The following is a 24085-nucleotide window of genomic DNA, read 5'->3' as shown; positions in this document are numbered from 1 at the left end:
AGGAGCCGTACTTACTCAGACTAAATAGAATTAGCTCCCATTCAGCAAATGTCAGTGGCAACTTGTTTAATCGAAGCTCCAATTTGCAGTTATACCAATACCAGTATGAAGGCGGCATTTTTTTACATTAATGACATTAACGGGCGATCGCCCCGGGATGGAGGGTGGTGAAAGCCCCCATGGCACTGGCATAGGTCACGGCCTGGCAACCGAGGTGAGCATCTGTGAATAATTTATCCCCGTGGGTTAGGGCTTGGGCTAAAAATCCTGCCACAAAACTGTCTCCCGCCCCAGTGGTATCCCGCACATTGACCTTAAAAGCAGGGACTTCTCCATAGTTTTTGCCGAGGGAATAGGCGCAACCCTTGTCCCCGGCGGTGACCAATACCCCCTGGAGATGGGGAAATTTGTTGTGGATGGTAACCGGATCTTGATAGCCAAACAACCAGACCGCTTCCTCGTCGGTACATTTCAAAATTTGGGCGTGGGTAATCAGAGTGGGAATAAGTTCCTTGGCTTGCGCTTCATCGTCCCAAAAAACCGATCGCCAATTGACATCTAAAAAGATCTTGACCTGGTGTTTTGTTGCCAACGCCACTAACTGCTTCGTCGCAGTCCGACTGTGGGGATAGGCCAGGGCAATGGTACCCATCACCAGATATTGGGCTGAGGTGAATAAAGATTCAGGAATGGCTTCCCACTGCACCGCTGTGTCGGCAAAATCCCCGGTGTGATATTCCCCAAACCCAGCAAAATAGCGATCGCCTTCCCCTGTCCTGGTTACATAAACTAAACGGGTGGGTCGATGGGGATCAATTTGCACTCCATCAACGTTAACTTGGCATTGTTTTAGAACACTTTTTAACTCTTGTCCCGCCCTGTCTGCCCCCAAACGACCAATGAAAGCGGTGTTAATCCCCTGTTTAACCAAAGCACAGGCCACATTGGCAGGAGCACCACCGGCATAGTTAGTCCAGGATTTAACCTGCTCCAAGGGTATTCCCAACTGATCTGCTAAACAGTCAAAGAGCATTTCTCCAAAACATATAACCTCGGCCATGGATACTTAACCTGTTCCAAAATTCATCGCTGATTACTTTCCATCCTAGCCTGAGCACCGCAAGGGGCTTCAAGAGTTGGGTTTGCCCAGTTTGCCATGGCACTTAATCCCCCCAGCCTTCCCCATTAAAGCAACAGAACGCCCTTGGTTTGCTAATGTTGGAAGAGTTTTGGCAAATTTTGCCCCATTTTTAGTCCCAGTTGAATCACCATGGAAGTAAGCCAGAGCAAGCCTGGAGGATTTTTGCCCCCCCGTTCTTTATTGATCGGGATGGCGATCGGTGCAGTTATTCTCTTCATCTGTGCCACGGTGCGCCATTGGCTATTCCAATCCACTGCCCTGGATTTGGGGTTTTTCGACCAGGCTATTTATCTCATCAGTCAGGGGGAATATCCCAGGGTTTCCTTTCGGGGCTTTCATATTTTGGGGGACCACGCCGCTTTTTTGGTTTATCCCATCGCAATTTTTTACAAAATTTATCCCTCCGTTTATTGGTTATTTTTCATCCAGGCGATCGCCTTGGCCATAGGAGCTTGGCCCACTTGGCAATTGGCAAAACAAACGGGACTAGGGGAAAAAGAAAGTTTAACCATGGCCTTGGTTTATGGCCTATATCCCCTGATTTTTAATATCAATTTATTTGATTTTCACACTGAAGTCATAGCTGTACCTGGTTTGCTCTGGGCAGTGTGGAGCGCCAGGGCCAATAAATGGGGAATTTTCTTAATTAGTTTAATCATAATTTTGGCTAGCAAAGCAGTGCTTTCCCTCACGGTATTTATGCTAGGTATTTGGTTGCTAATTTGGGAAAGAAAAAGGTTAATGGGACTCATTACCACGGTGGCGGGAATTGCTTGGTTTATTATTACCACCAAAGGTATTATTCCGGCCTTTAGTGGCGAAGAGGCGGCGGCGGTGGGACGCTATAGCTTTCTTGGGGATTCCGTTACAGAAATTATTTTAAATTTAATTCTTAAACCCCAAATCGTTTTAGGAATGTTATTGACGCTGGATAACTTATTTTATTTAGTGCTATTAACTGCGCCGATTATTTGGGGCATTTGGGGTAAAGCCTGGGCCATGGCTATCCCGGCAATTCCTGCCCTATTTGTTAACTTAGTCACCGACTATCTGCCCCAAAAGGATTTAATTCATCAATATTCGTTGCCAATTTTGCCCTTTTTACTCCTGGTGGTGATGACCCATTGGTATCAGGGCAGTAGTTGGCTAAAAAAGCCCCGCTGGATTATTCTCTGGACAGCGATCGCCTTTTTAGCTTTGGGGAAATACACCTACTTTTTCGGCAGATATTGGCACCATTGGGGGCAGTTGGCTAACCTACAAACAGCAGTATCCTTGGTGCAACCAGGCGATCGGGTTTTGACTTCCCCCCACCTGGCGGCCCACTTGAGCCATCGACCCGACCTAGAATTAGCCATTGAAGCGGAAGCTCCCTTCGATCTAAACCGTTTTGATGCGGTGTTATTGCAAACCAACTACGCCGGTTGGGAAAATTCCCAGGGCACGGTGGAAGCCCTAGCCCAACAGGTGAGTCAGGATTCAGCTTTTACGCCAGAATATCAAGAGAATGAGGTGATTCTTTATCGACGCGCCCCCTCTATCCCCTAATTTCAGCTTAGGTTTCCCATGGGCAAATTTCCTAATCTCCTACAAAAATACTGGCTTTTGCCCTGCCTTTTACTGGCGGGTTATGGAGGAAACTATTTTAAACTACATATATTTTTCGGCGTTGATTTTCTTTTTGGTAGCATTGCCACTTTACTGGTGCTCGTTTACTATGGCTTGCCCTGGGGCTTAGTTAGTGCGGCGATCGCCGGCAGTCACACCCTGATCATTTGGCGCCATGGTTACGGGATATTAATAATCATGCTTGAAGCCCTAGTGGTGGGCTTGATGTTGCGCCGTCGGCAGACAAATTTAGTCTTAATTAACAGTCTCTTTTGGCTGTTAATTGGCATGCCCTTGGTTTATATTTTTTACCGTTGGGGTTTAGACATGACCCCGGTTACCACCGGTTTAATTACCCTTAAACAGGCTGCCAATGGCATTTTTAATAGCTTAATTGCCAGTTTTTTGATCACTGGGTTTGGTTTGCCAAAGCAAAATCTTTCTCCCTTAAAAGGGCCAGCTTTTTTTGCTTGGAAAAAAATATCCTTTGAGCAAACCTTGTTTAATTTGTTGGTGGCATTTATCTTTTTTCCCCTCCTATTTATTACCGTTTTTAATGGTCAAGAAGCTTTTTTACAAATGGAAAAGCAAACTGTCCAAGAATTAACTGCTTTATCCATCCCCATTAAAAATTCCGTTGAAGATTGGTACCAAAGTCATCTAGAAGGGGCAGAAGTTTTTGCCACCGAAATCTCACCTTTAGTAGCAGAAATTAATCAGGGTAATGGGGCGCAATTACCAGCTCTTAACCTCATGACCCAGACCATGCAAACGGCTTTTGCTGGCTTTAGTAATATCTATGTTGGCGATCGCCAGGGGAAAATTATTGCTAGTTCACCAGAGTTGAATGAAGTGGGAGAATCACGCTTAGGACTGATTCAGGCAGAAAAAATGACTGGTTTTTCCAGTCCTCCCAAAATACAAATATCTCCACTACACCGCACCAATGTTAACATCAATCCCCATATTGCTATCACCATCCCACTAGTGGTCAAAAATAGCTTAGAGGGATTTGTTAATGCCTCCTTAAACCTGGCTAAAACAAAAGAACTGTTATATGCAGATAGGGTTACCAAGGAATTAAATATTACTCTCATCAATGGCCAAAATCAGGTCATAGCCAGCACCATTGATGATCTATTACCTTTGGAATCTTATCAGCCTTTTCAAGGGGGTAATCCCAGAGATTTGAATCCATCAACCTACCATTGGTATCCCGATAAACCGGCTAATCCTACTCTCCGTTGGCGCAACTCCTATTACTACCATATTTTATCCTTGGATAAAATTAATGATTGGCAATTAGTAATTGGCTTGCCTGCGCGGCAAAGTATCGAGAAACTGCAGATTCAATCAGTACAAAAGCTTGGGTTATTGTTATTTTTAAGCCTGGTGGGTTTAGTGATTGCCATTAGTGTTAGTAAGCGAGTAGCTAATCCATTGTTAACTTTAGCTAAAATTACCACCGACATTCCCGCTAAATTACAATACCAAGGCTTAACCCCCATTGCCCTGCACAGTGAAGTGAGCGAAGTGATTACCCTCAATGAAAACTTTAATGAAATGCTGATCACTTTACAAAATCAGTTTAAAACCATCAAGCAGGCCAGGGATAATTTGGAAGTGAGAGTGGCAGAAAGAACCAATACTTTAATTATGATTAATAAGCAACTGGCGGGGGAAATTGAAGAACGCCAGCGCATTGAAGTTAAGCTGAGGGAAGCAAAGGAAAATGCTGAATTAGCCAGCGGTATTAAAAGTGAATTTTTAGCTAATATTAGCCACGAAATCCGGACACCAATGAATGCTATTTTGGGATTTTGCGATTTACTTTTACAAAAAGATCTTAGTTTGTCCCAAACAAAAAATTACCTCAATGCCATTGGCTCTAGTAGTAAGATTTTGTTAGCACTTATCGATGACATCTTAGATATTTCTAAAATTGAAGCGGGTAAATTAGTAATTAATTTGGAGCCAGTAGATTTAAGGATAATTGTTAGAGAAATCAAACAAATTTTTGATTACAAAGCTGAAAATAAAGGCTTGCTGTTAACTATTCAAGTGGATGAAACCTTAAGCCAAGCCATTTATTTTGATGCGGTACGCCTACGACAAATTTTATTTAATTTGGTGGGTAACGCCCTTAAGTTTACCGAGGAGGGACAGGTTTTCATTTATATCGGTGTGGAAGACATTCGATCCCGCTCCCAGGGCACCTACATTTCCCTAGCCATTGAAGTTACTGACACGGGCATTGGCATTGCCCCAGAAGACCAAGCGAGGATTTTTGATGTTTTCACCCAAAGTCAAGGACAGAGCACCCGCAAATATGGGGGCACAGGTTTAGGGCTGACCATCACCAAACGTTTAACCTCATTGTTGGGGGGAGAAATTAGTCTCTTTAGTCGACCTGGGGAGGGGAGTACCTTCATTTTGCGTTTCCCGGCAGTGCGCTTGGTGGAAAATTTACCCGAGTCCGGTCTTTCCCCTGGCCATGGAGTTCATTCCGATGGTCACCTTGGGGCGATCGCCTCCAACAATGCAACGGAGAGATTTTTGTCGGCTAGGGCTGGGGACATGGCCCCTAAAGACAAACGCTCGATTAACCAAAGCGGATCTGGTCAGTACTCCCCCATGGCATTGCCCCTAATGGATCAAGCTCGACGGCAACAATTAATTTCTTTGCTGGCACAGGAAGAAACTAACGTTTGGAGCACTTTACGCCATACCCTTGTTTCCCGACAATTAAGAAACTTTGGCGATCGCCTTGCAAGCTGGGGGACGGAATATGGCTGGGACAATTTAGAGGCCTATGGCCAGGGCATTATCCAAGCATTGGAGGATTTTGATAGCCGTCGACTGGAACAACTCATGGGTCAATTTCCCCAATATCGAGCTAGCCTGACGGAAATTGCTGCTGGGGTAGATAGCCGCCATACTGCCGAGTAGGGGGAAAAGTTAGCATAGAATCTACTTTTAATTCTTTGACCATGGCCCAATTTCGTTGGCAATTAATTCCCCCTGTTACTCCCCCCGCCATTTTTGTCGAACAGGTACGTCGCCATTGTGACCAATCCAGCGGCAAATTTGCGGCCCAATTGCTATGGCAAAGGGGTATTCAAGCGGCGGATCAGTTGGCCGGGTTTGTAACACCGGAGCATTACACTCCCACCAGTGCCTGGGAATTTGGCCAGGAAATGAAATGGGCTGTGCAACGGTTGGGGCAGGCCATGGAACAGGGGGAAAAGATAACTATCTGGGGGGATTTTGATGCCGATGGCATTACTTCCACTGCAGTGTTATGGGAAGGATTGGGACAGTTTTTCCCCCAGGGTGACCAGTTGAGTTACACCATTCCGAATCGTTTACGGGAATCCCACGGCCTCAATCGACCGGGTCTAGAACGTTTAGCGGCCCAGGGCACCAAGCTGATTGTCACCTGTGACACCGGCAGCACCAACTTGGCAGAAATTCTCTATGCCCGGGAATTGGCCATGGATGTGATTGTCACTGATCACCACACATTGCCAGATGATCGCCCGGAAGTGGTGGCAATTATTAACCCCCGTTACTTTGCCGATGACCATCCCCTGTTTAATCTTTCCGGGGTAGCAGTGGCTTTTAAGCTGGTGGAGGCCCTTTATGACCATTACCCGACAGTGCCCCGACAACCTTTGGAAAAGTTGCTGGATTTAGTGGCGATCGGTTTAATTGCCGATTTAGTCACTCTGAAGGGGGATTGTCGTTACCTGGCCCAGCGGGGTATTGCCCAACTCCGTACCCAAAAAGATCCCGCCACTGCCACCCGTCCTGGCATCCATGCTTTGCTTAACCTTTGTAACCGTAACGGCGATCGGCCGACAGATATCGGTTTTGGCATTGGCCCCCGCATCAACGCCATTAGTCGCATTAAAGGGGATGCTAGCTTTGGGGTGGAATTGCTCACCAGCGGAGATCCACAAATTTGCAATCAATTGGCCGCGGAAACGGAAACCCTCAACAGTAGACGCAAGGGACTGCAGAAATCCGTCATCATCGAAATTGACCAACGGCTCCAAAATATTGACCTGTCCACCACCGGGGTAGTAGTACTCACCGATCCCCAATGGCCCACGGGGGTTTTAGGCCTAGCCGCCAGCCATGTTGCCCAAACCTGTGGCCGTCCGGCCATTTTGCTCAATACCCAAGATGGGGAAATTGCCAAAGGTTCAGCCCGTTCTGTAGCCAACATTGACCTCTATGCCCTACTGCACAGTCAACGACATTTAATGTTGGGCTTTGGGGGTCATCCCTTTGCCGCTGGCTTGAGCTTACCTTTGGATAAATTGTCGTTGTTCACGGAAGCAGTTAATCAACAGTTTTGGCAAAGTTACGGAGCCCAAATTAGTTTAGATCCCATTTTGTCAGTGGACCTCCAGGTCACAGTGGCAGATTTAGGACAGGACCTATTCCGGGAATTTAATTTGCTGGAACCCTATGGCATGGGCAACCCTGCCCCCCAACTACTACTAGAAAAAGTACAAGTCGAGCGGCCCAGCTTTCGCAACATCAAAGACCGCACCGGCAATAAGGTGTCCTATCTCAAAACTAATTTTTGGCTGACGGAATATCCACCTCAAACCGATGGCGATGGTCAAGTCATTCAATGCCCTGGGGTTTGGTGGGGTCACCATCCCGATGAACTGCCCCAAAATGAACCGTTAGATTTAGTGGTGGAATTGGACTTTAACACCTATGATCGGCGTTATGAAGTGCGTCTGATCGATTTTCGTTTACATCAAGCCCAAGGGATTACCCCTAGCCAAACTAGTGCTAATTTAATTGACCGCCGTTCCCCCCATTGCCCAGACCATGGTCTTTCTCTCCAAGGTCATGTTCTCCGCACCTGTCCCAGTAGTTGGTCAGAATTACGCCGGGCCTACCAACAGGCGATCGCCGCCCAGCACCCCCTAGTGTTGGCTTATCATTTTTTACCCCAATGTCCCACTGCCCTAGTGGCCCAGCTAGAAGAACAATGGCATGGACGAAAAACAGCCGAACTTTCTCCCCTCAGCTTGCAAAAACAATGGGATTTTAGCCATGGCTTAGCTAGTCAAATTCTGATTCTGATCAAAGAGCACAGCCCAGCGTTAACCCCCGGCAGTGCCTGGCCGAAAGCTTTGGTCCGGCAAATTGAAACTTTAATTGCAGAAGAACAATTCCAAAAACAATATTTCAGCCAAGTGTCCCTCACCCCCGAACTTTTGGCCACCGTACCCGACAGCCCATAAAAATTATTTTGCCATGCTGTGAATTTAGTGTATGATTGTTAACTGTCCGTTGAAGAAACAGACAAGGCTTGGTAGCTCAGTTGGTTAGAGCAGGGGACTCATAAGCCCAAGGTCGGCGGTTCAAATCCGCCCCGAGCCATTTTTCCGTTGCTGTTGCCAGTAGGGTTTTGCACCAGTTGACGACATTGCTGACGGTGCCCAGGATCAATAAACTGGTTCTGGATTGGTTGCCATTGGTCCCAATATCCCAGGCGATCGCCGTGGAAAATGGCATTCCATTGGGGACAAAGTTTTTTTAGATCCACATCAAGGTATTGCTCCACCATGGCCCTCAAGACGAAACTGTCCTGTAGGCTACCCAAGATTTCCTGGGTCATTTTCACTTTGGCTAACAATTCTTGATATTCCTGGCCGTAGTAGTCACTGAATAGCTCCATCTGGTAACGGGTACGCTTTGCTTGCTTGCGGAGATCGTGCAGAACTAATTCTTCCCCATCCAATAGGATTTCAATAGCCGACGGGCTCAGTTGAATACAACGACGTTGTTGGGCTGTGCCATGGGGATCAGGGACAATTTCCGTACCAACCAACCAACCGGGGTGAAGGAAAAATTCCGCCAGTTGGGGCAACAGTAAGTCCGGTAAGACATCGGCGATCGCCAGGCTCCCGAGGACAGTAATTTGGGGTTGGTCTAGCCACCCTTGCCAGTGCTGTTTAAATCGGGAAAATTTGTCGTGGGTCAATAGCTTATAGGTTGCTTTAAAAGCGTGTTTGCGTTCCTTTTGTAGATATTTGAGAACTTTATTCAAATAGCGTTGCTCGTTTTTGGGTAGATGGGGCAAATATTTACTAAGCAAAATTTCCTGCAAAACGTCATTGTCCCGCTGTGCCCCCAGGCGTTTACCTATTTTCCCTACCCTTTCTTCTGTAAGCCCCTTGGGTAATTGCACTGCAGCCTCAAAACCGGCGATCGCCGTCCGCAGTCGTCGCACCCCCACCCGTAACTGATGTAAGTCTTCGGGGTCTTGATCCTTTAAAACCCTGGGGGCATATTTGAAAACTTTTTCAGTGTGTTTACTAAAAGCGAAAATTGCCAGCTTACCAAAAGTACGTGCTGCTGTTTCCATGTCAATCAATCACCAAAAATTCTCCGTTATCTCCATCCTAGGATAGGAATTTGAGGATTCCTCAAGGTTACGAACAGGTTAAGAAATCTGGCCAGGATGGTGAAGTTTTGGTTTTGGCTCAGACCGCCTTGCCATGGCCAACGGGAAAGTTCCTATCAGGGATTTGTCTGTCATGTTTCAATTAAGCTTGCAATAAAATTTGGTTAATAAAAGACTGATTTAGAGAAGATAATTGAACTTAATTATTTCATTTTAAATTAAAGACATTGAAAAGAACCCGGCGTTACAAAGGAGAAAAATTAGTTCTCATTACCCGCAATTCCAGATCAAAGGCGATCGCCTCCTTAGTTTCTGATGTAATCACCAATTCGTAGTAGCCAGTTTGGGCGGTGGGGCCAGACCAGCGATGGATGGCGGAGTTTTGCAAAATTATTTCTGGCCCGGTGGGGGGATAAAAAGAAAGGCGGGCACTGGGGGGAGCATCCAACTCCAGGCTGAATTGTTCTGTGGGGGGAATGGTGATGGCATAGGCATAGCCTTTTCCCGGTTCCAGGGTGCCCCTGAGATTGAGCTGATCGGTACCCTCAAAACTGAGTCTTTGGTAATGGCTTTCATCCTCCAGGCTGGCCAAACTATCAAAGGCCATGGCATTCCACACCTGGGCCAAGGGGCGCTGTTCAAAGTCCAGTTCCCCTAACGAAGTAAGACTGACCATGGGCAAATGGTGATGGAAGCGGGCATTGACCAAATCATAAAAACTACGGCTACTGAGGCGCAATTGATTCACCTGGGGAATCCAGCGTCGGCGATCGCCAGAATTATTTTGGGCAAAATCCCGGATCGCATCCCGATTCAAACCCTCCAGGGCATCCAACACCGCAATGGTCATGGCCATCCGTTCTTCTAGGGTGCCTAGGGTCGCAGGTCCATCATTATTGTTGCCGGTATTGTTGGTATTAGTGGTTATTTCCTCGGGGTCAATGTTTAACTGAAAAGCTAAACCATCATCCACTAGGGCTTGGAACCTTTGGGGAGAAATGCCCAAATTAAGCCGACGGGCCCGGATCTCATTTTTGATCTCCAAATCCGTTTTTTGCGGTGCATCATCCTCTGGTTTGTCTGGTGCCAAACTTTGCAACATGGCCCGTTGTTGACCCAGGAGCCACAACTGTCCAGCCCCCCAACCCATGGCCATGGCGATCGCCATCAATCCCAGCAAGATGAGTGATTTTTTCACCAGCCCCTTTAACCCATCGACTCGGACCATGGTTTTTATTGTGGTAGAAAAATGAAAGAGCCAGGGAGCTTGATGGGCCAAGGGTAGAGAGGGTTCCCCGGCCTCTCCAGCCCCTTTGGTTAACGGGCCCACGTCACCGTTAGTAGCCTGGGCACTGGGGGACTTCGGGCTGAAACTAGCCACTGTGGGTAAAAATTTTTGCGGCAAATTGTTTAAATTGTCTGCCAAAGTAGGCAAATCCACCAGGGGAGGCCAACAGGAGCATTGCAATAGTAGTTGGCGAAATTCTGGACTAAGGGCAACGGAGGATAAAACTTCTTCCCCAGAAGCATTAGGGTTCACGACCCCCGTCAGTAAGGCGATCGCCCCCAGGGCCAAATTGTGCAAATCTCTCCGGTCTTCCCCTGGGGTACCGCAATAATACTGACTATGGCTAAAGTCCACCAACACCGGCAGGCCATCCACTCTCCGCCGCACCACTTGTTCTAGGCTAATCTGACCATGGTAAATTTTTTGGCTATGGAGATAGCGCAATACAGGTAACAATTGACGGCACCATTGACGTACTTCTGATTCTGTAAAAGCCTTACCCTGATTGCGACGGCCCTTGAGCAAATCCAAATAGGATTGCCCTTCGATAAAATCTTGGACTAGGTAAAGCTCTCTCCCCAGGGCAAAAAACTCTCGAAAATTAGCAATTTGGGGATGGTCGAGGGCGTAGAGTATTTCCGCCTGTTGCTTAAACGAATTACCAGCTTTGTCCCCAGGCAAGGAGGTCAAAACTGTGATGGTGCAAGGTTCGTCAAAGCGATGGGTGTCGTGGGCGAGGTATTGTTGACCAGGGGAACTAGTGCCTAAATGGAGTTGGATCAGGTAACGGTCATCGAGGCGTTGGCCCAGGGACAGGGATGGGGTCATTGGGGGAAGGAGAAAAGGTTATCCGGCCAATGGCACATCCTAGCTTAATTTGATGGTACAGGTTTGGCTTTTTGCCACCATTGAAAACGGGCGGCGGGAAACTGACGGTCTAGCAATACGGTGAGGGGGGAAAGCACAAATAGGGCCCAAAATAGGGCAGTGGGTAGGTAAAAGTAATATTGCAAAATTAGACTGACCATGGCGATCGCCGTGGCCCAGATTAAACGACCGGAGCGAGCATTGGGAATGGAGCGGGGATCGGTGAGCATAAACAGGGCAAACACCAATAGACTGCCATTTTCCAGATGATGGAAACTAACCTCCGGGGGCCAACCCAACCAAGCGTTACGCAGTAAATCCAGCCCGGCATAGACCGCTAAAAACATTACCGATGTGTCCCACCTTCCCACTCTGCCCAACACCAACCCCCCAGCGGCCAGGAACATGGCCCCCAGCCAAATGCCTGTCCCCCATTGTCCCGGGGAAACCCAGGCATCCCCCGTTAAAGTTAGGGCCGCAATGATGCCGAAATTAGCCGGATTAAACCAATGTTTGCCCCGCACCTGCAACAAAAACTTACTGGCGATCGCCAAGGCCGCCGCTAACACCAACGTGGATAAATGGTTAGCCCGCAACAATAAACAAAGGCCCAAACCGGTGATTAAGGCACTTTTCCAACCCTGATGTCCCCAAAAACTTTGCCAGGTATGCCAGGAAAACCAACGCCCAAAATTACCCTGTTGATTGATGGTAAAAAGGCATTGCACTACTAAGGTTGTGGTCAAAATAACGGCGATCGCCAAAGGGGTCAAACTCCAGTCCCGCGCCAATATCCCCAAACTCAAAAAGCTACAGAGAAAAATAATCTGGTAATCCCGGGCATCACGGTGGGCAATGGTCATGGGGCACTCCTGGCAACGGCGACAAATTACGACCATTCTAGGCACAGGGGGCAAGGGCCATCGGGATTTGTAACGGTTTGTTATGATTCGCCGATTTTGTTAAGAAGTCCAACAAATGTCCCCATTCCTAACCAAACTTTAATGGCAGTTGCACACTATAGGAAAAGGCACACCATTAACGGAGCACCTCCCCATGGCTTTTAATACCACCAATCCCCTCATTCAGGTGGAAGACGACCGCACTGGTCTGAGCGTGGAAACCCTGAAGCGGGCCTTGGCCGACAACCTGTTTTATCTCCAGGGAAAATTTCCTGGCATTGCCACTAAACATGATTGTTATATGGCCCTGGCCTATACTATCCGCGATCGTTTGCTCCAACGGTGGTTGAATACGTCCCAAACCTATCTCAACTGCGACAATCGGGTGGTGGTCTACCTGTCGGCGGAATATCTTTTGGGGCCCCATCTGGGCAATAACCTCATCAATCTGGGGCTGTGGGAGCCGGTCAAACAGGCAGTGGAGGAGTCAGGATTAAACCTAGAAGAATTGATCAACATTGAAGAAGAGCCAGGGCTAGGTAACGGTGGTTTGGGTCGTTTAGCCGCCTGCTTTATGGATTCCCTCGCCACCCTGGAAATTCCGGCGATCGGCTACGGCATCCGCTACGAATTCGGTATTTTTGACCAGGAAATTGAAGATGGTTGGCAGGTGGAAATCACCGATAAATGGTTACAGCTAGGTAATCCCTGGGAAATTGCCCGCCCGGAGGCGGCTGTGTTGGTGAAACTGGGGGGCCATACAGAAAGCTACACCGATGAAAAGGGAGATTATCGAGTGCGGTGGATTCCGAACAATTTAGTCAAGGGCATTCCCTACGACACGCCAATTTTGGGTTACAAGGTCAGCACCGCCAACAATTTGCGGCTATGGAAGTCGGAAGCGGCGGAATCCTTCGATTTTCAGCGGTTCAACATGGGGGACTACTATGGCGCAGTGCAGAATAAGGTTACTTCAGAAAATTTAACGAAGGTTCTCTACCCAAACGATGAACAACTCCAGGGCAAGGAATTACGGTTAGCCCAGCAATACTTTTTTGTCTCCTGTTCTTTGCAGGACATGATCCGCATCCATTTAGCGGACAATCCTAGTCTGGAAAATTTCCATGAGCATTTCGCCGTACAACTCAATGACACCCATCCTTCCATTGGTGTAGCGGAACTGATGCGTTTGTTGGTGGATGAACACCATTACGAATGGGGCAAAGCTTGGAATATTACCCAGGCTACCTTTAGCTTCACTAACCATACTTTGTTGCCCGAAGCTTTGGAAAAATGGTCTTTGCCCTTATTTAGTCAGATGTTGCCCAGGCATTTGGAAATTATTTATGAAATTAACCAGCGGTTTCTGGATCAAGTGCGAATTAAATATCCCAACGACGGCGATCGCCTGGCCCAGCTATCCATTATTGACGAAGCTGGGGAAAAGTGGGTGCGGATGGCCTATCTGGCCACGGTGGGTTCCCACGCCATTAATGGGGTAGCGGCTTTGCATAGTCAGTTAATTAAGGAAACTATTCTCAAGGATTTTTACGAACTTTGGCCAGAAAAATTTAGCAACAAAACCAACGGAGTTACCCCCCGTCGTTGGCTGGTGCTCAGTAATCCCCGCCTGAGTAATTTAATTTCTTCCCGCATTGGCGAGGGCTGGATCAAAAATTTGGATGAGTTGAAGCAATTAGAGCCCTTCGCTGACCTAGCTGGATTCCGCCAGGATTGGCGACAGGTAAAACGGGAAGTTAAACAGGATTTAGCCCACTACATCAAGGCGCAGAGCGATTTGGTTGTCAATCCCGATTCCCTGTTTGATGTGCAGGTAAAGCGCATCCATGAATATAAACGCCAACATCTGAATATTCTCCATGTCATTCATCTCTACTTGCAAATAAAAAATAACCCTAATTTAGAGATCTCTCCCCGCACGTTTATTTATGGTGGGAAGGCGGCTCCCGGTTACTTCATTGCCAAATTAATCATCAAGTTAATTAACTCCGTCGCTGAAGTGGTTAATAACGATCCCGCCATTGGCGATCGCCTCAAGGTGGTGTTTTTATCCAACTACAACGTTAAATTTGGCCAAAAAGTTTACCCCGCCGCTGATTTGTCAGAACAAATTTCCACCGCTGGAAAAGAAGCTTCCGGTACGGGCAATATGAAATTTTCCATGAATGGAGCCTTAACCATTGGCACCTTAGACGGAGCAAATATTGAAATCCGAGAAGAAGTAGGGGCAGAAAACTTTTTCCTCTTTGGTCTCACCACTCCAGAAGTAGAAAAAACCTTGGCAGCAGGCTATCAACCCTGGGAATATTACAACAATTATCCCGACTTAAAAGCGGTGGTGGATTTAATCAATTCTGGCTTTTTCTCCCATGGAGATACGGAACTATTTCGTCCCTTGATGGATTCTTTATTTGGCCATGATCCTTACCTAGTTTTCGCTGATTTTCAAGCTTATGTGGATTGTCAGCATCAGGTGGGAGAAGCCTACAAAGATCAGGAAAATTGGTCTCGCATGGCCATTCTAAATGTGGCCCGCATGGGTAAATTTTCTTCGGATCGTACTATTCGGGAATATGCCGAGGATATCTGGGCCATCAAACCTGTTGTCATTGAACTAGAAGATCTTTGTCCTGATGGTCAATGCTTGTTAATTTCCCCTAATAAATAATCACCTAAACGTGTATCCACTTTATTGCTAAAATCTTCCCCTTAGCATCAGTTACATTTTGTTAACGGGGTGTTACCGTCCCCACAATCCTCGTTTATTTTCCAGATAAAGACAATTTTTATCACTGGATTGTGACCATTCCAGCATCACTATGGTTGATTCGATAATGGGAAAGCTGAGACGGCGGTTTTTGTGGGTAGCATTGAGTGTTTTGTTGGTAACTTGTCTGGGGATTTTTTCCCCCACTATTGCCCAAACTCAACAATGGCGGTCGCTCTCCAATGTGGTTTGGGGTAAGGATTTACCAGCTTTTAGCTATGCTTTTAACAAAACACCCCTAGTTCTTTATGACGGCGGCACCACTAAGCAGGTGGGAACCTATAACTTTCCCGTCAGTAAAGGCATGGCGGGGGTTTATATGAGCTTAGAGCCGGGGGCCATTAGGGAGTTACACTGGCACGCCAACGCCGCTGAATGGGCCTATGTCATGGAAGGCCGCACCCGCATTACCCTCACCAGTCCCGAGGGCAAAGTGGAAATTGCCGACGTAGATAAAGGGGGACTCTGGTATTTTCCCCGGGGTTGGGGCCACAGCATTGAGGGGATTGGTCCCGGCACTGCCAAATTTTTGTTGGTGTTCAACGATGGCACCTTTTCCGAAGGGGCAACCTTTAGTGTTACGGATTGGCTTTCCCACACCCCGATCGCCTGGGTGGAAGAAAATTTAGGTTGGACGGCGGCCCAGGTGGCCCAATTGCCCAAAAAACAGGTATATATTTCCTCCTACGGCCCAGCTCCTGGCCCCTTGGCCAGTGCGACTCCCCAGGGTCAAACTGCCAAAATTGAAGTTCCCCACACCCATAATCTCTTGGGGCAACAACCCCTAGTTTCCTTGGGTGGTAATGAATTAAGACTCGCCAGCGCTAAGGAATTTCCCGGCAGTTTTAACATGACCGGTGCTTTAATTCATTTGGAACCGGGGGCCATGCGTCAGCTCCATTGGCATCCCAACGCGGACGAGTGGCAATATATTCTCGATGGCGAAATGGATTTGACAGTTTTTGCTTCCGAGGGTAAAGCCAGTGTGAGTCGTCTCCAGCAGGGGGACGTGGGTTATGTGCCCAAGGGTTATGGCCATGCCCTCCGCAACAGTTCCCAAAAATCGTTGGATATTTTAGTGGTTTTCAATGATGGGGATTACCAGAGTATTGATCTAAGTAATTGGTTAGCCAGCAATCCTAGCTCGGTGTTAGGAAATACTTTCCAAATTTCACCAGAATTAACCAAACAATTACCAGTGCAAGACACAACTTTTTCTCTACCAACTCAAAAATAATTATTTATAAATACCAAGGGAGAATAATGGCATGAAAATAGGAAGAATTATGGCTTATGCCCTAGTTATGATTATTTTTGTGCTGTTTTTTTCTCTGGTAACTCCAGTCAGCTCTAAAATCGTTCCCACTATCCCTTTGCCTGGGGTTTGTAATGCCAAATTATCTCCCCTTGCTATTAGTTGGCAGTTGCCGACAGACGTGGAAGGGGAACTTAAGCAAACCAATTTCAATGTTGTGCAACGGGCAGTGGATAGCTTTGCCTGGCAGGAATTTATTGCTCTTAATTGGCCCGCTATGGTCGGCGATCGGGGGGTGGCGAACAAAAATTTAGCCATCAATGCTCCAGGGCCGAGGGTGTGGGAAACCTGGAAAGAAACCAGTGAAGTTTATTTACCCAATGGGGTTGCACCAAAGCCATGGAATAGTAATGAACCCTTACCTAATGACTTAGTTGGTGACAGGACAACCAAAATTCTCTTTCGCCAAAGTAAGGTTGATGAAGTGCTTAACGACGACTTTCAACCCACTAAAGCGGATGGGGCCCTGCCGGGAACTTTGACTGATCAGTGGGGCAACGTGGTGCGTTACGAAATTCGCATGAATAAGGTGTTGTTTGATTATGTGATGGAAAATAAGCTTTACAACCCTGAACAACAGGCTCTTTTGCCCAAACTTAATGCCCCCGATGGCTCTATTTTGATTAAGGCTGCTTGGCGGGAGATTAACCCAGAAGAATCCAGCCGTTTCCACACAGTGCCGGCCTATGTGCAGAATTTAACCACCAAGGAATATCAACTACGCCAGGTGGGTTTGGTGGGTTTCCACATTATGTATAAAACCCCAAGTGCACCCCAGTGGATTTGGTCCACCTATGAACAAGTGGACAATGTCCCCGCCTTGAATCACAGTTCTTCCACCAATACAGTCTTTTCCCTCCATGGCGATCGGTGTGTCAATTGCCTAACCAATCAACAAACAGAACCAGGCATTCCCAATCAAGTTACCCGCAAAATCCCTATTCCCTCGCAAAATCCTGATTGTAGTCAACCCACTCAGGCGGTGGATAACATTGCGGAGCTTAATCGCCTTGTGCAACAAGGACTGGAGAATTCTGTTTGGAGCCATTACCAGTTAATCAATGCCCAATGGGCCACTCCCAAACCACCGACGGATAAAAGTCCTGATACTGTTTTTCACGTTCTACCGGCTTTACTGGGCAATACAACCTTAGAAACCTATATCCAGGACACCTCTTCCTGTATGGGTTGCCATTCCATTGCCCGCAGCAGCAATGTGAAAAAATTTGCTTCGGCGGATTTTAGCTTTACCTTTGCCGACGCCCTCCCGACTCAAATTGATCCCCAAGTTGTTTCTCCCCCCAACAAACCAATAACCACTTGGGACAATCAGCATTGGAATAGCATTCTGCGGGGTTATCAACTATCAACCCAAACCTATGAGCAAATGCCGGAATTTGTGCCCACCGCCAAGCTTCATTGTGCCAGTTGTCATTTAAATGCCGGGGCTAATCCTAAGGCTTCTTCTTGGTTTGGGATGATGAAGAAATATCAATACCCAGGAACTGACCATTTACAAAAAAGAATCAATCTTTGTTTTGAGCATAGTCTGAACGGCAAACCTCTGCCCATTACCGCTGATAATCCCGATTTCCAAGCTTTTATCAGTTATATGCAGTGGTTGGATGAACAGGCCCAGGTACTGAACATAGATTTACCCAAAACGCCTTACCCTCCGATCGCCAAATTGGCAGGGAATCTAAAGCTGGGCCAGGCAATTTTTGAACAAAAATGTGCTTTTTGCCATGGTGCATTGGGGCAGGGTCGCTATGGCAGTGATACCTATTATCGCCCGGCCCTGTGGGGAGACCATTCTTTCAATCGCCAAGCAGGGATGGCTAGGATTAATACCCTAGCGGAATTTATTCACGGCAATATGCCCTATCAATTTGATGGGGTTTTAACGGATCAAGAAGCTTGGGACTTAGCCACCTATATTGATGGTCAACCAAGACCGGAGGGCTCTGGCTCACCACACAATTGATAATTGTAGCTATCTGAATTTTGCAATTACTAACCCCTGCGTCATTGAGTGAGGATTAGGCAAGGAATATCAAGTGGAGATTACCTCTTGATTTATTAGTCCACAGGTTAGTAAGCGCAGACCGTATTCAATGCCTTCTACCACAGCTTGGTAGGAAGCTTCTAAGATGTTGCCCGAGACCCCCACCGTAGTCCAACGGCGATCGCCATTGCTGGATTCCACTAGCACATGGGTTTTGGCCGATGTGCCGGTCCCCCCATCTAAAATCCTTACTTTGTAATCGGTGAGGTGAAAATCGGCAATTTGGGGATAAAAACGGGTCAAGGCTTTACGCAGAGCTTGGTCTAGGGCTGACACAGGGCCATTGCCTTCCGCCACTTCCAGGATATTTTGCCCATTGACAGTTACTTTCACCGTGGCTAAAGCATTACGGTACGCGGGGTTTTCCGCTGGGGTGAGCAGGTTCCAATGTACTTGGAAATCTTGCACTAAAAATAGGGGTTGGCGATCGCCCATGGCCTGGCGCATCAGCAGTTCAAAGCTGGCTTCCTCTGCTTCAAATTGGTAACCTTGCTGTTCTAGATCTTTGAGGGTTTCTAAAATGGCCCGGCAAGCCCAGTCTTGCTGATCTGTCGGCTAGAAAATCCTTTTCTACCTTCAATTTACCTATTTGCCGATACAGTTCATTAATTTCTGCTTCCTTATCTGTTGATTTTTCTCCCTTACTTGTATTTGTATCCCCCTCAAAGATTTTGGCAGATTCTGACCCTGATTGGAAAAGTAAGATGGACTAGATTACTTCAGCAATGTGTCTTCTAGCGCGCACTTTCGCCTACCTTAACCGTATCGTATCATCAGCAGCATAGGCATTTTCCAACGAAGTCCGCTTAGTTGTAATCGGCACGAGGGCAGCTGCGTCGATTTTATTGACAATTAATGCATCCAGTGAGAGTAACCCGGCACCATTGACAGCGAAAAAAAGGAAACAAGACGCATAAATTGCCGACAATTCTAGGTAAGGAATGCTGAGTCCCGCGACTAGAACATGATGATACATTGCCACTGCCATTGTGCTAAACAGACCTAATGCCGCCGGACGGGTTAATAAACCAATCGCGACCAGAGGAGCTGCGGCTAATTCTGTAAAGGCCGCAACGTAGCTGAAGAAAATAGGGAAAGGAAGTCCAATGACTTCGACATAGGCCCGGGAAAACCCTTCAATGTCAGCGAGCTTATCCAACCCGTTGTGAATCATCATGAGACCGACCACGACTCGAAGCACGGTCCAAACCAGGTGAAACTTGATGTCTTGTTGTAGGCTCGGCTTGAGTAGCGATGTGACCAAAGAAAGTAAAGGCATAAAATAGCTAAAAAATTTGATGAACAACAAATTGAGTTAAAAAATTTGATTATGAAAGTCCTTTGTACCTTGCTGTGATTCCAGACACCACACAGCTAGACTCATCAGAATTACAAATCTTTACATTCAATGTAACGTAACGTAAAGAAGAATGCTACCTGATATGCCTTGGGAGAATGGGAGCGGGAACGGTAGTGATTTTCATGTTAGTGATGCTTGAAATGCAGAGCCAGCATGGTTTGCAGCACATCTACCAATTTCTTCTGATAATTCCCAATATCTCCGAAGACCAGCTTATAAGCTAAGTTCCGCCAACCAGGGCATGAAAATGCTGATTGATGAAATAATCTAGATCAACTTTCAGAGCAATTGCATCTTGTCAATAAACCGCAAAGATTATCAATAATGTTGAGAACAAAGTCAACAAGAGGGGGTGGTGTCAAACTGATACAGAAATCTTTTCAAAAGTAAGAAATTCTGGGTTTATGCGATTGCCCTGGATCAACCTCTAGCCTGATTTTGCGTAGGAGTTGCACAACTGACAAATTCTTAAAAGCTTTTTGAGATTGCAAACGTAACACCATCAGATAGGCGCTCACCTTAATCAACAACCCTGTATTGACCTTACCTCGAAGAAATGGAGAGGGAAGTTAAGCGGGGACAGGTGGTTGTGGGTAGAGGTAAAAATTATCCTCAAATTGAGATGGAGAAAGAAAACCGATGGTTGAATATAATCGTTGGCGGTTATAGAAAAACTCAATCCATTCAACGGTGGTGTTATCTATGTAGTGAAAGTCTAAAATAGATGGCAATCATGATAAAAATAGAACCTCTGGACTACTTATGTCACTTTCCCATAAAATTTACCCATGGTAGAAATTATATAAACTTACACCATTGAATTGACTGATTGAGCTATGGGTAATCACGATAAAAGTAAACTTCCCTGTCCATCGTGGGGTTCATTGCATATTTCGAAGAATAGCAGCATCCACAATAAAAAACGAAAGTATTTATGCAAGAAATGCGGCAGGCAGTTTGTGAAAACCCCTATCAAACATTACATAAGTAAGCAAGAAATTGAATACATTGAACGAGGTCTTCTAGAGCGAATATCTCTCAGGGGTCTGTCGAGAATGCTGGGAATATCAATTAAGTGGTTGCAGAATTATGTTAATAAGTTTTATCGCTCAATCTCTTTTGAAACAAGTGGTCTAACGTCTTGTCTTAATGATTTGATTCTCGAATGTGATGAGTTATGGTCATTATAAATAACACTACCAAAAAGGGAAGATAGAATAGCGATAGTAAGAAGGGAGAATTTTCACCCTTAAAAAAATATAAATTAACGGGATATTTAAATTTAGTTATTTTAAAAAAATATGAGGTAAGAATAATAAAAATATCTACCAAATTCAGGAGTGTATTGTGATTTTTAATCGGGATAGGGATTAAATGTTGCCGTGGTGGTCCCCATCGGTTAGCTCCAAGGTGTCTCCGATCGCGGTGCCGGTGTGATAGGCCGCCAAGAGGACGGGACAGGTTTTTCCCCAGGCAATATGGCCCTGATGATCCAAGGCGATCGCCCCTAGGTCAGTATTATTGTCCAAAGCTTCGGCGATGGATTTTTCCATGGCCTGGGCTAAATCTTGGCCGTCTTTGACCCGGATTACCACCTTGGCCGCCAAACACTCATTGATGATGTCTTCTCCCACTCCGGTGCAACTAACCCCAGCAAAACGGGTGGCATAGTTCCCCGCCGGCATAGCGGAATCACTCACCCGGCCAATGCGCTCTAACCCCTTGCCCCCAGTGGAAGTGCCCGCCGCGATTTTACCATTGCTGTCTAGGGCTACTACCCCGATAGTGCCTTTTCTGGCTTCAATGCCTGCGGTAGGATCGGCAATTAACCGAGCCATTTTTTTACGCACATCTTCCCCCCGTTCCTCCATCCATTCCTGAATGCGAAAGTCAGTGGCGGGGTCGTAAATGGGTAGTTGCATTTCCCTGGCCAAATCCGCTGCGCCATAGTCAGACAAAATCCGGTCCGTTTGACCCTGCAAAAACTGGGCCATCTGGATCGGGTTTTTAATGCGGGAAACATTAATCACCCCACTAAAATTCTGGCGATCGCCGTCCATCAAGGAGGCACTCATGCGCACCTGGCCGTCGGACTGGAGCACAGAACCAGTTCCAGCATTGAAACGGGGATTATTTTCCAGCAGTTCACAACCCTGTACCACTGCTTCCAGGGCACTGCCCCCCGCTGTTAACGTTTCATACACCGCCGCCACAATTTGATGCAGAGATTGGCGCACAGTGGCTAAGCCCCCCTTATCGTCGAGGGAACTGGCACCACCATGGATGATTAATTTGGGGGTCATAGAATTTATAGAATTTTAGGTAAAGGTGTGGGTGTTGGTCAGCCCGGCATTAACAAGTTGAAGATAGACCAGGAACTCTCGGTGACTATGGGGCACAGCCAAACAGAAAGACATATTCGAACTTCTAACTAAATATCCAAACGGCTATAAATTTCCGCCAGGTTGCTCAAATGTTGTTGGGGGTCGAAGCATTGGTCAATTTCCTCAGGGGAAAGCAGGGTGGTTACTTGGCCATCGGCCCGGATTAACTTTTCAAAATCTCCCCCTTCCGTATTCCAGGCTTGGTGGGCGGAACCTTGCACGACACGGTAAGCTTCCTCCCGATTCATACCCTTTTCCACCAGGGCCAACAGAACTTTTTGGCTGAAAATCACCCCGCCGTAAACGTTCATATTGCGTTTCATATTTTCGGGGTACACCAACAGATTTTTCACTAAATCCGTGGTTTCCTTCAACATAAAATGGGTCAGAATACAGCAGTCGGGAAAGGCTACCCGCTCCACGGAACTATGGGAAATATCCCGTTCATGCCAGAGGGCGACATTTTCCAGGGCCGCCACTGCATGGCCCCGGACTAGGCGGGCCATTCCTGTTAACCGTTCTGAACGGATGGGGTTGCGCTTGTGGGGCATGGCGGAGGAACCCTTCTGACCCTTGGAAAAATATTCCTCCACTTCCAACACATCGGTGCGTTGCAGGTTACGGATTTCCACAGCAAAACGTTCCAGGGATGCGGCTAGCAAAGCCAACTGTTGTACGTATTCCGCATGGCGGTCCCGGGAAATAACTTGGGTAGAAGCAGTGTCCGGTTCCAATCCTAATTTCTGACAGGCGATCGCCTCCACTTTGGGGTCAATGTTGGCATAGGTACCCACGGCACCGGAAATTTTCCCCACCGCAATGGACTGGGCTACCCGCACCAAACGATCCCGATTTCTTAGCACTTCCGCCAACCAACCGGCCAATTTAAAACCAAAGGTGATGGGTTCAGCGTGAATGCCATGGGAACGACCCACCATGACGGTGTAACGATGTTGTTGGGCTTGGTAACGGATGGCCTGAATTAGTTTTTCCAACTGCTCTAAAATCAGGTCGAGGCTAGCCACTAACTGCAGTGCCAAGGCTGTGTCCAACACATCGGAACTAGTTAACCCCAAGTGAATATAACGCCCCGCATCTCCCACATACTCATTAACATTGGTCAAAAAGGCGATGACATCGTGACGTACTTCCGCCTCAATTTCCAACACCCGTTGGGGATCAAATTTGGCTTTGGCCTTGATTTCGTCCACCGCTGATTGAGGGATGTAACCCAACTCCGCCTGGGCTTCACAGACGGCAATTTCCACGTCTAGCCAGGTTTGTAGCTTGTAGGTATCCGTCCAAATTTTGCCCATTTCAGGCAGGGTGTAACGTTCGATCACAGGGCCAATTCTCCAAACAACCGCTTAATTTTACTATTTGGCGGCAACCATCGTCAGATTTAGAAGCGATGCAAAAGTTCGGCAGTCAACAAAAATAGGCGGCGATCGCCTGATTTAATCCAAAGGGCCATTCACCAAGCCATTGAAACCATAGACTTCCCTACTGCCGGCATAGGCCACCAAGTTAACGGTTTTTTCGTCCCCTGGTTCAAAACGCACCGCCGTTCCTGCGGGAATGTCTAGCCGCATGCCCCTCGCCAAATCTCGGTCAAATTGCAAAGCGGCATTGACTTCGTAGAAATGGTAATGGGAACCGACTTGAATGGGGCGATCGCCGGTGTTGGCCACGTTGATGGTGCAGGTGGGGCGGCCAACATTTAGTTCTAGGTAACCTTCGGGGGTGATGATTTCGCCGGGAATCATAGTGGCAATATGGTTAGTTGAGCTGTGGGTATTAGTTAATTAGCTTAGGGCCTGTTTTAAAAGCCCCCCCGGCCCCCCAAATTTGGGGGGAAACTGAGCGAAAGTCCCTCAGTATTGCCGAAGGAGATTTAGGGGGCAGAATAAAACTTTCCAAACACGCTCTTA

14 protein-coding genes, 1 tRNA gene and 1 pseudogene are annotated in these 24085 nt (G+C 47.1%); 7 read left to right on the top strand and 9 right to left on the bottom strand.

The genetic code is table 11. The features are described 5' to 3' along the window. Positions 1 to 136: 136 nt before the first annotated feature. Complete coding sequence (locus tag H6G45_RS15670; RefSeq protein ID WP_190599333.1) at positions 137 to 1060, bottom strand: carbohydrate kinase; 924 nt, start codon at positions 1058 to 1060, stop codon at positions 137 to 139. A 210-nt stretch (positions 1061 to 1270) separates the two neighbouring features. Here H6G45_RS15670 and H6G45_RS15665 point away from each other — a divergent pair, with 210 nt between their 5' ends. The 4 genes from H6G45_RS15665 (at position 1271) to H6G45_RS15650 (ending at position 8158) form a co-directional block, all read left to right on the top strand. Next, a complete protein-coding gene (locus H6G45_RS15665; RefSeq protein ID WP_190599332.1) occupies positions 1271 to 2689 on the top strand; it encodes a DUF2079 domain-containing protein in 1419 nt (472 codons plus the stop codon). An 18-nt stretch (positions 2690 to 2707) separates the two neighbouring features. Next, a complete protein-coding gene (locus H6G45_RS15660; protein WP_190599331.1) occupies positions 2708 to 5698 on the top strand; it encodes an ATP-binding protein in 2991 nt (996 codons plus the stop codon). A gap of 41 nt (positions 5699 to 5739) precedes the next feature. Next, complete coding sequence (gene recJ, locus H6G45_RS15655) at positions 5740 to 8019, top strand: single-stranded-DNA-specific exonuclease RecJ (protein ID WP_190599330.1); 2280 nt, start codon at positions 5740 to 5742, stop codon at positions 8017 to 8019. Between the two features lie 65 nt (positions 8020 to 8084). Further along, positions 8085 to 8158: transfer RNA gene (locus H6G45_RS15650), tRNA-Met, on the top strand. Here H6G45_RS15650 and H6G45_RS15645 read toward each other — a convergent pair. From H6G45_RS15645 to H6G45_RS15635, 3 genes are all read right to left on the bottom strand, one after another. Then, the gene (locus H6G45_RS15645; RefSeq protein WP_190599402.1) at positions 8118 to 9146 is read right to left on the bottom strand and encodes a CHAD domain-containing protein; all 1029 of its coding nucleotides are present in this window, start codon (positions 9144 to 9146) and stop codon (positions 8118 to 8120) included. The genes H6G45_RS15650 and H6G45_RS15645 overlap by 41 nt on opposite strands. A 283-nt stretch (positions 9147 to 9429) precedes the next feature. After that, on the bottom strand, positions 9430 to 11301 hold the full coding sequence (locus H6G45_RS15640; protein WP_190599329.1) for a protein kinase: 1872 nt from the start codon (positions 11299 to 11301) through the stop codon (positions 9430 to 9432). A gap of 44 nt (positions 11302 to 11345) precedes the next feature. Then, a complete protein-coding gene (locus tag H6G45_RS15635) occupies positions 11346 to 12203 on the bottom strand; it encodes an RnfABCDGE type electron transport complex subunit D (protein ID WP_190599328.1) in 858 nt (285 codons plus the stop codon). Between the two features lie 193 nt (positions 12204 to 12396). Here H6G45_RS15635 and H6G45_RS15630 point away from each other — a divergent pair, with 193 nt between their 5' ends. From H6G45_RS15630 to H6G45_RS15620, 3 genes are all read left to right on the top strand, one after another. Beyond that, a complete protein-coding gene (locus tag H6G45_RS15630) occupies positions 12397 to 14931 on the top strand; it encodes a glycogen/starch/alpha-glucan phosphorylase (protein ID WP_190599327.1) in 2535 nt (844 codons plus the stop codon). Between the two features lie 151 nt (positions 14932 to 15082). Beyond that, positions 15083 to 16267, top strand: a complete 1185-nt coding sequence (locus tag H6G45_RS15625; RefSeq protein ID WP_190599326.1) for a cupin domain-containing protein — start codon at positions 15083 to 15085, stop codon at positions 16265 to 16267. Between the two features lie 49 nt (positions 16268 to 16316). Next, positions 16317 to 18329, top strand: coding sequence for a c-type cytochrome (locus H6G45_RS15620; RefSeq protein WP_242018199.1), 2013 nt, complete (start codon positions 16317 to 16319; stop codon positions 18327 to 18329). Between the two features lie 69 nt (positions 18330 to 18398). On the opposite strand, the pseudogene H6G45_RS15615 reads toward H6G45_RS15620, so the two are convergent. From H6G45_RS15615 to ureB, 5 genes and pseudogenes are all read right to left on the bottom strand, one after another. Continuing rightward, positions 18399 to 18959 (bottom strand): annotated as a pseudogene (locus H6G45_RS15615) (alpha-isopropylmalate synthase regulatory domain-containing protein); the annotation flags it as partial. A 202-nt stretch (positions 18960 to 19161) separates the two neighbouring features. Beyond that, positions 19162 to 19689, bottom strand: coding sequence for a DoxX family protein (locus H6G45_RS15610; protein ID WP_190599324.1), 528 nt, complete (start codon positions 19687 to 19689; stop codon positions 19162 to 19164). 1451 nt (positions 19690 to 21140) lie between these two features. Then, positions 21141 to 22073: an isoaspartyl peptidase/L-asparaginase gene (locus H6G45_RS15605; protein WP_190599323.1), complete on the bottom strand. Its 933-nt coding sequence runs from the start codon at positions 22071 to 22073 to the stop codon at positions 21141 to 21143. 128 nt (positions 22074 to 22201) lie between these two features. Next, on the bottom strand, positions 22202 to 23497 hold the full coding sequence (purB, locus tag H6G45_RS15600; protein WP_190599322.1) for an adenylosuccinate lyase: 1296 nt from the start codon (positions 23495 to 23497) through the stop codon (positions 22202 to 22204). Between the two features lie 114 nt (positions 23498 to 23611). Next, positions 23612 to 23929, bottom strand: coding sequence for an urease subunit beta (gene ureB, locus H6G45_RS15595; RefSeq protein ID WP_347338282.1), 318 nt, complete (start codon positions 23927 to 23929; stop codon positions 23612 to 23614). Positions 23930 to 24085 lie beyond the last annotated feature (156 nt).

Origin of the sequence: Synechocystis sp. FACHB-383 (assembly GCF_014698605.1) — a bacterium.
Lineage (GTDB): Bacteria > Cyanobacteriota > Cyanobacteriia > Cyanobacteriales > Microcystaceae > Synechocystis > Synechocystis salina.
Note: the sequence above shows the minus strand (reverse complement) of the source record. Positions and strands in the feature narration are given on the sequence as shown.